Annotated in this window: 9 protein-coding genes; 4 read left to right on the forward strand and 5 right to left on the reverse strand. The window is 69.1% G+C overall.

Annotation, left to right across the window (positions count from 1 at the left end):
• Positions 1-64: 64 nt before the first annotated feature.
• From CLV71_RS39165 to CLV71_RS39180, 4 genes are all read right to left on the reverse strand, one after another.
• Positions 65-901 (reverse strand): SAM-dependent methyltransferase, encoded by an 837-nt coding sequence (locus CLV71_RS39165; RefSeq protein ID WP_133907989.1) that lies wholly within the window; start codon positions 899-901, stop codon positions 65-67.
• A 41-nt stretch (positions 902-942) separates the two neighbouring features.
• Complete coding sequence (locus CLV71_RS39170; RefSeq protein ID WP_166664442.1) at positions 943-2,370, reverse strand: NAD(P)/FAD-dependent oxidoreductase; 1,428 nt, start codon at positions 2,368-2,370, stop codon at positions 943-945.
• Positions 2,371-2,417: 47 nt separating this feature from the next.
• A complete protein-coding gene (locus tag CLV71_RS39175) occupies positions 2,418-3,170 on the reverse strand; it encodes an SDR family NAD(P)-dependent oxidoreductase (protein ID WP_133907991.1) in 753 nt (250 codons plus the stop codon).
• 358 nt (positions 3,171-3,528) lie between these two features.
• Positions 3,529-4,110, reverse strand: coding sequence for a dihydrofolate reductase family protein (locus CLV71_RS39180; protein ID WP_133907992.1), 582 nt, complete (start codon positions 4,108-4,110; stop codon positions 3,529-3,531).
• A 214-nt stretch (positions 4,111-4,324) separates the two neighbouring features.
• Here CLV71_RS39180 and CLV71_RS39185 point away from each other — a divergent pair, with 214 nt between their 5' ends.
• From CLV71_RS39185 to CLV71_RS39195, 3 genes are all read left to right on the forward strand, one after another.
• Positions 4,325-5,902, forward strand: coding sequence for a 4-hydroxyphenylacetate 3-hydroxylase family protein (locus CLV71_RS39185; RefSeq protein WP_133907993.1), 1,578 nt, complete (start codon positions 4,325-4,327; stop codon positions 5,900-5,902).
• A gap of 153 nt (positions 5,903-6,055) precedes the next feature.
• Positions 6,056-7,288: an acyltransferase family protein gene (locus CLV71_RS39190; protein WP_133907994.1), complete on the forward strand. Its 1,233-nt coding sequence runs from the start codon at positions 6,056-6,058 to the stop codon at positions 7,286-7,288.
• Positions 7,289-7,435: 147 nt separating this feature from the next.
• Positions 7,436-8,920, forward strand: a complete 1,485-nt coding sequence (locus CLV71_RS39195) for a multicopper oxidase family protein (RefSeq protein WP_133907995.1) — start codon at positions 7,436-7,438, stop codon at positions 8,918-8,920.
• A 116-nt stretch (positions 8,921-9,036) separates the two neighbouring features.
• Here CLV71_RS39195 and CLV71_RS39200 read toward each other — a convergent pair whose 3' ends face one another.
• A complete protein-coding gene (locus CLV71_RS39200) occupies positions 9,037-10,581 on the reverse strand; it encodes an MFS transporter (protein ID WP_133907996.1) in 1,545 nt (514 codons plus the stop codon).
• Positions 10,582-10,927: 346 nt separating this feature from the next.
• Between CLV71_RS39200 and CLV71_RS39205 the strand changes: the two genes are divergently transcribed.
• Positions 10,928-13,498, forward strand: a complete 2,571-nt coding sequence (locus CLV71_RS39205) for a class I SAM-dependent methyltransferase (protein WP_133907997.1) — start codon at positions 10,928-10,930, stop codon at positions 13,496-13,498.
• Positions 13,499-13,560: the final 62 nt, after the last annotated feature.

The raw sequence follows: 13,560 nt of genomic DNA on the forward strand, positions 1-13,560 counted from the left end.
CGGGCGGCCCCGGCTGGCTTGGGCCCAGCGGGACCGCCCGTGGTCTCTGTGGACATGTGGCGGGTCAGTCGGCCTTGCGTGCGACCGCGAGCAGGTAGCCGATCACAGGGTTGCGACCGGCCGGCGCGCGGACGACCTCCAGCATCGGGACGATGCCCTCGCCGTAGGTCTCGACGATCCGGTCGTAGTTGTCGTTGACCGCCTCGAGCATCCGCACCCCGGTGCGGTAGGTCTCGGCGCTGATGTCCTTCAGCTCCTCCAGCACCAGCCCGGACCCGGCGACCACCTCGCGGTACTCGTGGTCCTGCAGCATGGGGCTCGCCGCGGTCGTGGCCTCGTGCTCACGCACGTCCGCGAGGTCCTGCTCGGTGGGCTCGGCGTTGAGGTACATGTCCGCGATGACGACCCGCCCACCCGGCCTGAGCACCCGGTTGGCCTCACGCAGCGCGGCCAGCCGGTCCAGGTGCGGCAGCGTCTCGAACAGCCACACGATGTCGAACGAGTCGGCCGCGAACGGCAGCTCCAGCGCGTCGCCGTACTGGAAGGTGACCCGGTCGGACAGCCCGCGCTCGGCGCAGCGCCGGTTGGCGTCGTCGACCTGGGGCTGGCTGTTGGACACGCCGACGATCGTCACCGAGTCCGACTTGCCCGCCAGCCGGAAGGCGGACAGCCCGAAGCCGTGGCCGATGTCGAGCAGCCGGGCGCCGGAGGTGTCGCCGGACCGCTCGATCACCTGGTCGGTCAGCTTCTCGCAGGCCTCCCGGTTGCTGCTCTGGTCCTCCTCGGAGTCCCAGTAGCCGTGGTGGAAGTTCTCGTCCCACAGTCCCGTGAAGACCTCGTTGACGACGTCGTAGTACTGGGCGGTCTCGTCGGCGTCGGGGATGCCCTCGTCGTTGCTCATCTGCGCTCCGTTACTGGGTTGCTTGCCACGTCCGCGACGGTTCACGCCGCCTTGGGGAGATCGGTGTCCTGGACGACCGGCTCGATCCCGGCCGGCGCCTCCCACGTGAAGGGCTGCCTGCTCTCCTTCGACGGCCCACGCGCCGACTTCCACAGCACCCGCAGGATCATGGCCGGGTTCATCAGCACCTCGGGCCCGGCGACCATCGTGGCGGCCTTCATGTACGCCAGGGTGACCTTGGCGTCGTGGGTCGCGGCGATCTGCACGCGCTTGAGGAACGCGTTCTGCATGCGCACCCGGAAGGTCCGGTTGCCGGGCACCTTCGGGTAGGCGAGGTCCATCACGTTCGTCATGTCCCAGGCGGCGTCGACACCGTTCTTCGCCAGGTCGCGGAAGTAGTCGAGCGGGTCGGGTGCCGCACCGCTGTGCAGGTGCTGGCGGATGGTCTGCGCACACACGCCCGCGATGGTCATGCCCTGCGCGTACACCGGGTTGAAGCAGGTGATCGCGTCGCCGGTGACCAGCAGGTTGTCGGGGAAGCGGGTCAGCTTGTGGTAGTTGCGGCGCAGCGTGGTGGGGAACTTGAACTTGACCGGCTCGTCGACCGGGTCGGCCCAGCGCAGCACGTCGTAGACGTCGCGGGCGGGCAGGGACTTCAGCCACTCGTAGAGCCCGGCCTGGTCGGTGGGCGGGTGGTCGCCGAGGATGCCGTAGGTGGTCACCTCGAGGCGGCCGCCGTCGACCCGGAAGAAGACGGCGCCGCGGGGGAGACCCGCGTGCCCGACGGGGTTGATGGCGTGGTCGCCCTGCATCGCGTTGACGCCGGGGCGCAGCTTGAAGTGCTGCGTCACGTACGCGAGGTCGATCTTCTTGCGCTCCTCCTCGGGCTTGGCGTACCCGAGCTGCTCGAGCCACACGGGGGTGCGGGAGCCGCGGCCGGTGGCGTCGACCACGAGGTCGGCATCGAGGACCGTTTCTTCCTTCTTGCCGCGGGCCTGTATCCGCGCGCCGGTGATCCGGCTCCTGTCCGCCGACGCCGTGATGCCGAGGATGTCGTACTCCTCGAAGAACTTCACGTTGGGCAGCAGCTGGACCCGCTCGCGGATGTAGTACTCCAGGAGCGGCCGGACGATGCCGAAGCTGAACAGGTCACCGTGGACCTGCTTGAGCCGGTTGCCCTGGAAGTACCAGCGGACCTCGCCGGAGACGTCGCCGGTGGGGATGTCGTCGTCGAGCAGCTGCTGCTTGATCCCGGGGAAGAGCTCCTCCATGATCTGCACGCCGCGGGTGAGCAGGCCGTTCGCCTGGTAGGTCTGCGGGCAGTGCTTGCGGGGACCCTTGAGCCCGACGATCTTGTCGCGGTCCACGATGTGGACCTCGTCGTAGGCGTCCGCGAGCACCTTCGCCGCGAACAACCCGGCAATGCTGCCGCCGAGCACCACCGCGCGGGTCGGCACGTCCTGGCCCATCGCGGTCACCTCCTTGTTTTCGTTGTCATACCTGGGGAACTCCGTGGTCATACGGGATCGGAGTGCGTGAGCCCGCCGTCGACACCGAGGTCCTGGCCGGTGATGTAGGCCGCGCGCGGGGACAGCAGGAAGGTCACGGCGTCGGCGACGTCCTCGGGCCGCCCGAGTCGACCGAGCGGGACACCGGACCGGATGGCCTCGTGGGCCTCGGTGGGCACGACCGTGTCGAGCAGGTCGGTGGGCACGAAGCCGGGGCTCACCGCGTTGACGCGGATGTTCCGGCCCGCGAGGTCGGAGGCGAGCGTGCGGGTCAGGTTGGTCACGGCGGCCTTCGTGGCGGCGTAGACCGAGGCGAACCCGTTGCCGCGGTGGGTGAGGCAGGTGCCGTTGATCACGACGGACCCGCCGGTGTCGAACAGCGGGACCGCTTTCTGGATGGTGAAGAAAGTGCCCTTGAAATTGACGCCGACAATCCGGTCGAAATCGTTTTCGGTCACCGTTTCGATCCGGGAGGAGAACGCGACCCCGGCATTGGCGAAAACCCCGTCGAGCCGCCCGAAGCTGATCCGGATCCGGTCGACCAGCTCGTCCAGCTCGGCCACGACGGACACGTCGGTGGCGACGGCGAGAACGCGGTCACCACTGGGATCCAGCTCCTTGGCCGCGGCGTCGATCGTGTCGGTACGCCGGGCGGCGAGCACGACGTTGGCGCCCGCGTCGACGAGCCGCCGCGCGGTGGCAAGACCTATTCCGGTGCCACCGCCGGTGATGAGAATGGTCCTGCCGTCGAATTCAGGCATGCGGTCAGCCTCACACCCGCCGCCTTACCACTGCATCTCCAACGTTGCGACGTTGGGGTGGCGACGGATGACGAGCCCGACGACCACCCGCGATCTTCGAGCCGATTCCGACGCTCGACACGTGAACCCCGCCCGGCAGCCCGACCCACAAAGCAGCTCCCCGCCGTAACGAAGGACGCCTTCCTGACGCTGGGCGTTACGAAGGCGTCCTTCAGTACGGGCCGGGCCCGCGGAGGGCGTCGGGCGCGCAGTGCTCGGCGCTCGCGTCGCGGGTGTCGCCAGTCGAAGACGCTGTGGCGTTGCGACCCTGTGGCGCCACCCTTCGCGCCCTTCGCGGACCCATGCCCAGCGTGGTGCGCTAGCGCACCGTGCGGTAGGTGAGGTGCGTGAGCGCGGGAGACGAGACCACGGCGGTCTGCTCCAGCACCACGTCCGGGCCCAGGTTGTCGAACAGCCGCTGCCCGCCGCCGAGGAACGCGGGCACCAGGTGGATGGTCACCTCGTCGACGAGCCCGGCCGCCAGGAACTGCTGCGGCACGCTCGCACCACCCATCACCCGGACGTCCCTCTCACCGGCGGCCTTGACGGCCTGCTCGTAGGCGGTCTGGATGTCACCCACCCACGTGAACGGCGTGTGGTCGCCGACACCGTCCTCGTCGACACCGTGGGAGACCACGAAAACGGGGACGTCCCCGTGCGGTCCCTTCCCGACACCCCAGTACGGCTTGCTGTTGTCATAGGTACGCCGGCCGCAGACCAGCGCGCCGACGGCGGCGAGCGACTCGGTCATCAACGTCGAGTCGCTCTCGGCGATCTCGCCGTTCCAGACCCAGTTGTGGAGCCGGTCGCCGCCGTCGCCGAGGCCCTCGTCCGGTCGGTCGTTCGGACCGGAGATGTACCCGTCCAACGACACCGAGATATCGATGACTACCTTTCCCACGCCTTCTCCTGTTCGTTGCCGGTAATTGCCCCGGTCACATTACCCACCGTGCCGATCCGTAACCGTGAACGCGCCGGTAATCCCCCGTACGGGAACGCGCCGCGTTCGAACAGAGCAATGTGGGAGAAGCGCAGGGCATCCGTGAAGAACGGGCCGGGCAGGAACTGCTGACAGGATTGGTCGCGCGGGCGAAGTCTCACCGAGAGGATGTCCGATGGCCGAACCGGAGCACGGCAGTACCGGCCCATCCAGTGCCGGGTCACGTCCGTTGACCGGCGCCGAGTACCTGGAGAGCCTGCGCGACGACCGCGAGGTCTACCTCTACGGCGAACGCGTCAAGGACGTCTCCGCCCACCCCGCGTTCCACAACCCGGCCAGGATGGTGGCCAGGCTGTACGACGCGCTGCACGACCCGGAGAAGAAGGACGTCCTCACCTGTCCGACGGACACCGGCAGCGGTGGCTACACCCACCGCTTCTTCACCACGCCGCACAGCGCGGAGGACCTCGTCGCCGACCAGCGGGCGATCGCCGAGTGGTCACGCCTGTCCTACGGCTGGATGGGACGCAGTCCCGACTACAAGGCCGCCTTCCTCGGCACGCTCGGCGCCAACGCCGACTTCTACGCGCCGTACCAGGACAACGCCCGCCGCTGGTACAAGGAGTCGCAGGAGAAGGTCCTCTACTGGAACCACGCGATCGTGCACCCGCCGGTCGACCGGGACCGCCCGGCCGACGAGGTCGCGGACGTGTTCGTCCACGTGGAGAAGGAGACCGACAGCGGCCTGGTCGTCAGCGGCGCCAAGGTCGTCGCCACCGGCTCGGCCCTGACGCACTACAACTTCATCGCCCACTACGGACTGCCCATCAAGGACCGCAAGTTCGCGCTCGTGGCCACGATCCCGATGGGCGCGTCGGGCATGAAGCTGATCTGCCGCCCGTCCTACACCGCCACCGCCGCGGTGATGGGCAGCCCGTTCGACTACCCGCTGTCGTCCAGACTGGACGAGAACGACACGATCCTGGTGCTGGACAAGGTTCTCATCCCCTGGGAGAACGTGTTCATCTACGGGCACCTCGGCAAGGTCCAGCTGTTCACCGGCCGGTCCGGGTTCCCGGAGCGGTTCACCTTCCACGGCGCCACCCGCCTCGCGGTGAAACTCGAGTTCATCGCGGGCCTGCTCGCCAAGGCGCTGGAGATCACCGGGGTCAAGGACTTCCGAGGCGTGCAGAGCCGGCTCGGTGAGGTTCTGGCCTGGCGCAACCTGTTCTGGGCACTGTCCGACGCGGCGGCACGCAACCCCGTGCCGTGGACCAACGGCGCCGTGCTGCCCAACCCCGCCTACGGCCAGGCCTACCGCTGGTTCATGCAGATCGGCTACCCGAGGGTCAAGGAGATCGTCCAGCAGGACATCGCCAGCGGCCTGATCTACCTCAACTCCAGCGCCGAGGACTTCAAGAACCCGGAGATCCGGCCGTACCTGGACAAGTACGTCCGCGGCTCCGGCGGCGTGGACGCCGTGCAGCGGGTCAAGGTGATGAAGCTGCTGTGGGACGCGGTCGGCACGGAGTTCGGCGGCAGGCACGAGCTGTACGAGCGCAACTACGCGGGCAGCCACGAGAACACCCGCGTGGAACTGCTCAACGCCCAGATCGCGGGCGGTCAGATGGACGGCTACAAGGCGTTCGTCGAGCAGTGCCTCGACGAGTACGACCTGGACGGGTGGACCGTGCCGGACCTCTCGTCGTTCTCGCAGATGCGGGACATCCGCAACAACCTGATGAACGGCTGAGGTATCCGCGCGGGCCGTTCGCGAGACACGTGCCGGCAAGCTCGGAGATGCCGGTCGCGGAATGCACTAATCATAATCATGTACCGCCGGCCCGCGTGATCACCGCATGATCAGCGCCTGAGTCGACCCAGAATCACGGAAGGTGCGTCGTCCATGGCCGAGTTATCCACCAAGGTCGGGGAGCCGCAGGAAAAACTGCCGTCGCGGCTGCCGACCCTGACCGGTTCCCGGGTTATCCCCGCATTGTTCGTCTTCCTCTTCCACGCCAACGGCGAGGCCTTCTTCGCGTCGCAGGACTTCACGGCCAAGTACACGTCGGTCGTGTACCAGGGCGGCTGGGCGGCGCTCACGTTCTTCTTCGTCCTGTCCGGGTTCGTGCTGACCTGGGGCGTGCGTCCCGCGGACGGCGCGACCGGGTTCTGGCGGCGCCGCATCTGCAAGATCTACCCCAACCACCTGTTCACCGGGGTCGCGGGTGTGCTGCTGGTGCTGTTGCTGACGGCCAACACCTCCGTCTTCGGTGGTCAGGAGCCGACCGGCGGCACGATCATCCGCCACCTGCTGCTGATCCAGTCCTGGTCGCCGGACTGGATGGTGCGCACCGCCATCAACCCGCCCGCGTGGTCGCTGTCCTGTGAGGTGCTGTTCTACCTGCTGTTCCCGTTGTTCTACGCGGGAATCAGGCGGATCCGCCCGGAGCGGCTGTGGGCGTGGTTCGCCGGGGTCGCGTCGCTCGCCTGCGTGGTCGTGCCGGTCGTCGCGGCCACGGTCATCCCGCACAAGGACCCCATCCCCGGCATGGGCTTCTCGCTCGAGCAGTTCTGGTTCATGGTGCAGTTCCCGCCGACGCGTGGCATCGAGTTCGTGCTCGGCATGCTGCTGGCGCGCATCGTGATCACCCGGCGCAGGCTGCCGATCAGCATCGGCGGCGCGGTCGCGCTGCTCGTCGGCGCGTACGCCGCGGCGCCGCTGTTCCCGGTGGTCGTGTCCAACAACGCGATCCTGCTGATCCCCATGTGCCTGCTCATCGCCAGGATGGCCGTGCACGACTGGGAGGGCAGGACGACCTGGTTCTCCGGCAAGCTGATGGTGCGCCTCGGCGAGATCACCTTCGCGTTCTACCTGTGGCACCAGATCGTCCTGATGTACGGCGACTACCTGCTGGGCAACAAGTCCTACAGCACGCCGGTCGGGATCCTCGTGGTGCTGCTGCTGTTCGGCGTCTCGCTCGCGCTCGGCACCCTCCTGTACACGTACTGGGAGATGCCGATCATGCGGAAGTTCGGCACCCCGCGCCGCTGGAGGAAGCAGCAGGCGCTGGAGCCGGTGGTCACCGTGCCGCCGGCAGGCAAGGACGGACCCACGGAGCTGAAACGGGCGTCCTGAGCCGATGCGGACGAGAGGTGGGTCCCGTTCCGGGGCCCACCTTTCCCGCTCCGGCCAACCGAGCACTTTGGAACAAGACGGCGTGCCTGTCTCGGTGGGATCTTGGTGCCGAGTCCGACCACCGTCGTGATAACCCATGGGGATGACATGCTCAACAGGAGAAGACTGCTCGCCATCGGGGGTGCCGCCGTCGGCGGCGCTCTGATCCTGCCGGAGGGCCTGCCCGCCGCGTCGACCACGGCGGAGGTACCACGCTCGTTCTTACCCGGCGGCGGACACCTGTCCGGCCACGCCGTGTCGGCGAACTCGGTACGTCCCGCCGCGGCCGTGCCCGCGTTCAGCGTCGAGATGCCGATACCGCCCGTGCTGCAACCGTTCAAGGCCGACCCGGACGTCGACTTCTACCGCCTGCCGATCCAGCCCGCCAACGTGAACGTCCTGCCGGGCCTGCAGACGCCGGCGCTCACGTTCAACGGCGGCTTCGTCGGCCCCACGATCCGCGCCAGGACCGGGCGCCCCGTGTCGCTCACGGTCGGCAACCAGCTCGGCGAGGCAGCGAACGTCCACCTGCACGGCGGCCACGTCGCGGCGATCCACGACGGCCACCCGATGGACGTCATCGCACCGGGCGGGTCGCGCAACTACCTGTACCCGAACACCCAGCAGGGCGCCACGCTGTGGTACCACGACCACAGCCATCACACCGAGGCCGAGCACGTCTACTACGGCATGCAGGGCTTCTACATCATCGACGACCCGGCGGAGAGCGGCCTCAACCTGCCGAGCGGTCAGTACGACGTCCCGATCATGCTGCGCGACGGCCTGTTCGGCGAGGACGGCAGCCTCCTGATCGGCGGCGACGAGCCACGCAACACCATCCTGGCGAACGGCAAGCCACAGCCGTACTTCCCCGTCGCGGCACGCAAGTACCGCCTCCGGCTGCTGAACGGCGCGCTGCACCGGGAGTTCTTCCTGAACCTCGGCGGCGCGACCATGTACCAGATCGCGTCCGACGGCGGCCTGCTGCCGGCGCCGGTGGGGCGTACGGAGATCCGCCTGAGCCCGGCCGAGCGCACCGAGATCGTCGTGGACTTCTCCCGGTACCCGGTCGGCTCATCGGTCGTCCTCGGCGACTCCGGCTCCGGCCCGGTCATCCGCTTCGACATCACGCGCACGGCGTCGGACTCCAGCCGCATCCCCAGCACGCTGCGCGCGCTGCCGGCCCTGCCCACGCCCACCGCGGTGCGTGACGTGCGGCTGTTGTTCGACGTGTCCGACCCGAACAACCCGCTCGGCACCGTCAACGGGAACCCGTTCGACCCGAACCGCGCGGACGTGCGGATCAAGCGGGGTACCACGGAGATCTGGAACGTCACCAACGCCGACCCGGCGGACTTCGAGGTGCCGCACAACTTTCACATGCACCTGGTCCAGTTCCGGGTCCTCTCCCGCGACGGCCACGCTCCCGACCAGGACGACCTGGGCCGCAAGGACACGGTGCTCATCCCACCGACGAAGTCGATTCAGGTACAGGCCACCTTCGGCGACCACCTCGGCCGCTACGTGTACCACTGCCACTACCTCGAGCACTCCCAGATGGGCATGATGGCCCAGATGGAGATCTACTCGTAGCTCCGAACAGCAGGGGCCTCCGACCCGGCCGGGTCGGAGGCCCTTCGCGTGACGGGTACAGCAGAAAGCCGAGTGGGGAGCCTGTCTCCACTCGGCTTTCCTTGTCGGCAGTCCCGTCAGGCTTCTGCGGGTGCTGCCTGCTGCCCGAACGGCGGCACGTGACGCAGGCGGGTGGCCACCAGTGCCGACATGCCCAGGAAGACGATCGTGCCGATGGCCGCGATCACGTGGAACGCCGACGCGAACGCCTCCTGCGCCGGGCCCAGCACCGCCTCGGCGGCGCTGGGGGACAGGTCGGACGCCGCCGCGGTGGCGCCTGCCAGGCTGTCCTCCGCGGCCGCTGCCACTCCCGGCGACGTGTCACCCGGCAGGTCGAGCGTGCCCCGGTAGACGGCAGCGGCGATCGTGCCGTAGATCGCGAAGCCCAGCGTGTTGCCGAACTCGTTGCCCATCTGCGCCAGCGAACCCGCCGAGCCGGCCTGCTCCGGCGGTGCCGAGGCGAGGACGAGGTTGGTGCCCAGCCCCGGCATCGGCGCCCCACAGAACGAGGTAATCACGAAGCCGACGATCAGCGGGGTCGCACCGGCGCTCGTGTCGAACTGCGTCATCAGGAACATGCCTGCCGCGGCACCGACCAATCCGATCGCGATCACGTACGCGGGCCGGAAACGCGCGGCCAGCTTCGGCCCGACCTGGAACCCGAGTGCGCCGGCCACCATGCCCGGCACCATCGCGAGACCCGCCTGTGCCGTGGACATGCCCACGACGAGCTGGAAGTACAGCAGCATCGTCAGCATGAACCCGCCACCCAGCATGCTGTTGAACAGCAGGCCGGTCAGCGACGTCCCGATCGTGCGGTCGCGCAGCAGACGCAGGTCCACCAGCGGGTCGGACAGCCGCTTCTGCCTGCGGAAGAACACGACACCGAAACCGAGACCCACCACCAGGGACAGCAGCGGCACCGGCGCCCAGCCGTACCTGGCCAGCTCCTTGATGCCGTAGACGGCGGGCAGGAGCGCCACCAGCGACAGCACCACGCTCGTCGGGTCGAGCTTGCCCGCCCTCGGGTTCTGTGACTCCGGCAGCAGCTTCGGGCCGAGCACCAGCAGCAGCACCATGATCGGCACGCCGAGCAGGAACACCGAGCCCCACCAGAAGTGGTCGAGCATGAACCCGCCGATCACCGGTCCGAAGATCGCGCCGAGGGAGAACGTGGCCGACCAGACGCCGAACGCGGTCGCCATCTGCTTCGGGTCCCGGAACAGCGCCGAGATCAACGCCATCGAGGACGGCATCAGCGTGGCCCCGGCGACGCCGAGCAGTGCCCTGGCCGCGATCAGCATCTCCGCGCTGGTCGAGTAGGCACACAGGACCGAGCCGACGAGGAACGCGGCCGAACCCATCATCAGCAGCTTGCGGTGCCCGATCCGGTCGCCGAGCGTGCCCATGGTGACCAGGAAGCCGGCGAGCACGAACCCGTAGATGTCGGTGACCCACAGCTGTTCGTTGTTGCTCGCGTGCAGGTCGGTGGCGAGGTTCGGCAATGCCAGCAGCAGCACGAAGAGGTCGATGGCGACGATGAAGGTCGGTAAGGCAAGCGCTGCCAGCCCGATCCACTCCCGCCTTCCGGCCGTCGTCGGTGCGTCATCAACAGCAGTCACAAGCCGATTCCCTTCACAGACGGCGGGGCCCGGTCACCGTGTGCTCCGGGCCCGCCGCGCTACTTACAGATACGGCCCCAGGCTCCCGCAACAGGGCGTTCCCGGACATCTTTCAACGTGCTCGATCCGGCGCGGGCCCGGAATACTTCCACGCCCGGATATCCGGGTGAGAAATTCACTCGAAATCCGCTGGCCTTTTGTTCGAGGATGCGGTAATCACCGGACCAACCCCAGGTCCGGGTTACCGAGCAGCCAGGAAGAACGGGTTCCGGTGCACCATTGTCCATATCCGCCGTTGGCGATCAAATGCGCTGTGCGCCCCAACGGTCGGCAATGGAGGTTGATTATGGGGCTGGAGCCCATTCGTACACCCACGACCGCGCCGAGGGTGGCACCGGAAGCCGGCCCGGCCCCGGGTCGGGACGAGCTGCGGCGCATGGCGTTCCTGTACCAGGACGGCGCCATGCTGGCCGCCACGGTGCGTGCGCTGCACGCCATCGGGCGGCTCGACCACGAGCTGCCGAGGCGCCCCGACGACAACGGCTACCTGCGGGTGGCCTGGCGCTGCCTCGCGGCGACCGGCTGGCTCACCGAGGAGGTCCAGGGCATGTGGACCCTCGCGGGCCGCTCGGCGCTGCGCCGCAACCGCGACCGCTACGTCGCCGCGGGCGAGTTCCTCGCGAGGTTCGACAGCAACGACCCGGAGTGCTGGACCGTCCCGTGGGACGCCGACACCCGTGCCGAGTTCGCCGACCTGGTCGACGGGCACGTCGCGTGGCGGGCAGGCGCCGACCCCGACGACCTGGTCACCCTGCACCTGGACGGGGCGCTCGCCGTGCCAGCGATGCTGTCGCTGCGTGGTCTCGGGACGCTCGACAGCCCGGAAGGCGACATCGCCCGGCTGCTGACGCTTCTGGGGTGGCTGGACGGTGAGGGGGAGTGGACCCCGCTGGGCACCGCGAGCCTCGCGTTCGTCGACCACTTCGGACTGGTCGGCTCCTACCTGCCGATGCTGTCCCGGCTGCCGGAGCTGTACCGGGGCGACGTCGTCGTCACCCCGGGCGACGGCGAGTGGCACTGCGAGCGGCGGCTCAACGTCCAGGCGAGTGCCGCGGCCCACCGGCGGTACTTCCTCGACGCCGACCCGGTGTTCCGCGACATCCTGAGCGCGCGGTCGCGGCCGGCGTTCATCGCCGACATGGGCTGCGGCGACGGCAGCTGGCTCGCGCACCTGTACGGCATGTTCGGCGACGAGATCCGCTACGTCGGCATCGACGTCAGCCCGGTCGCCCTGGACACCGCCCGCGAGGTGCTCGAGGCGGCGGGCGTGTCGGACCCGATCCTGCTGATCGGCGAGATCGGCGACCCGGACAAGCTCGCCGTGAGCCTGGAGGAGCACGGCCTGTCGATGGAGGACGGGCTGCACATCCGCTCGTTCATCGACCACGACCGCCTCTACCAGGGCGACGGGCCGCGTGAGCCGGTGCCCGGCTGGGCGACCGGCGCGTACGTCGCCCCGGACGGGTCACCGCTGACCGCGGCCGAGGTGGAGACCGACCTGGTCGCGCACCTGCGCCGCTGGGCACCGCACACGAGGCGGCACGGCATGGTGGTGCTGGAGGCGCACTGCGTGGCACCGCAGGTCGCGCGGCGCCACCTCGGTGCGCTCCACTCGGTCGCGTTCGACGCCTACCACGGCCTGTCGCACCAGTACCCGATGGAGTACCCGGCGTTCCTGCGCTGCTGCCGACTCGCCGGGTTCGAGCCGACGGACCACCTGGAGCGCAGGTACCCGACCTCGCGGCCGTTCGTGGCGGTGTCGCTCAACCGGCTGGCACCGGTGCGGCCTGCGCCGTCGTTCGAGCCCGCCGAGCGCCACGGGGACACGTGGCAGCCCGAGCAGGACACCGACCTCACCGACGGCGCCCGACTGCACGAGCTGCTCTACGTCGACGGCGACCTGACCTGGCCGCGCCGCTGGTCGGCCGGTGCGACGGGCGTGGTCGTGCACGACACGCTGGCCAACGTCGAGAACCTCGTCGACCACGCGCTGCCCGGCCAGGTGGTCAGGGTGCTCGACTACGGCGCGGGCACCGGGTTGGCCTCGCTGGAGCTGGTGCGCGCCTTCGTGGAGCACCGCGTGGTGGAGCGGCTCGCGGAGCGGGAGGCGTCGCTGGAGCTGCACGTCGTGGACATCCCCACGCCGTGGTTCGCCCAGGGCTACGCGCTGCTGCGGGACGTGCCGTTCACCCGCTTCCACTCCCTGCGCGACGACGAGGGCCGGTTCCGCCCGCTGCTGGAGGTCACGGGCGGGCGCGAGGTCGACGTGGTGGTGGCCAACATGGTCTTCCACCTGCTCAACGACGACGCCATGCGTGTCGCGTCCGCCTCGATGGCGGGAGTGCTGCGCCCCGGCGGTCTGCTCGTGTACAGCTCACCGGACCTGGCGCCGGCGACGTCGAACTCGCTGCTGTTCCACGACGCCAACCGCCTGCTGCGCAAGTACTGGCTGGCGGCACTGGACAGTGTGGAGGGTGGCCCGGTGCCGCCGCAGCTGCGTGCGGCCGTGGCGGCGGCGCACTCGGTGTCTCGTGAGGACGCCCAGCGGCGGGCCGACCGGCGCATCCTGCCGAGCCCGCGTGACGTGTCGTCGGTGGAGTCGGCGCTGGCGCCGCACTTCGACGGCAGGACCACGCGGCGCACGGACGAGATGCTCGCCGAGGAGATCCTGATGACCACGTTCGTGCCGGCGAACCAGGCCGAGTACCTGGCCGAGATCCCGGACGCGGACCTGCGCGGCGAGCTGATCCGCCACCTGATGGTCGAACGGGTCCTCCCGGAGCTGATGGGCGGCTCGGCGGGCACGGCGAACGGCCTGAACATCGCCTGGGCGACGGGCAGGTACCACCGCCGCTGACGGGAAGGCGGCGCCACTCCGGTGGCGTCGCCCTTCTTCTGTTCTCGCACACGAGAAACGCC

This window comes from Actinophytocola oryzae (genome assembly GCF_004364325.1).
Taxonomy (GTDB): Bacteria; Actinomycetota; Actinomycetes; order Mycobacteriales; family Pseudonocardiaceae; genus Actinophytocola; species Actinophytocola oryzae.

Excerpts from the sequence above, each read along its gene's own strand:
- CLV71_RS39190 (WP_133907994.1), top strand. The coding sequence starts at position 6,056 with ATGGCCGAGTTATCCACCAAGGTCGGGGAGCCGCAGGAAAAACTGCCG.
- CLV71_RS39195 (WP_133907995.1), top strand. The coding sequence starts at position 7,436 with ATGCTCAACAGGAGAAGACTGCTCGCCATCGGGGGTGCCGCCGTCGGC.
- CLV71_RS39175 (WP_133907991.1), bottom strand. The coding sequence starts at position 3,170 with ATGCCTGAATTCGACGGCAGGACCATTCTCATCACCGGCGGTGGCACC.
- CLV71_RS39185 (WP_133907993.1), top strand. The coding sequence starts at position 4,325 with ATGGCCGAACCGGAGCACGGCAGTACCGGCCCATCCAGTGCCGGGTCA.
- CLV71_RS39165 (WP_133907989.1), bottom strand. The coding sequence starts at position 901 with ATGAGCAACGACGAGGGCATCCCCGACGCCGACGAGACCGCCCAGTAC.
- CLV71_RS39170 (WP_166664442.1), bottom strand. The coding sequence starts at position 2,370 with ATGGGCCAGGACGTGCCGACCCGCGCGGTGGTGCTCGGCGGCAGCATT.
- CLV71_RS39205 (WP_133907997.1), top strand. The coding sequence starts at position 10,928 with ATGGGGCTGGAGCCCATTCGTACACCCACGACCGCGCCGAGGGTGGCA.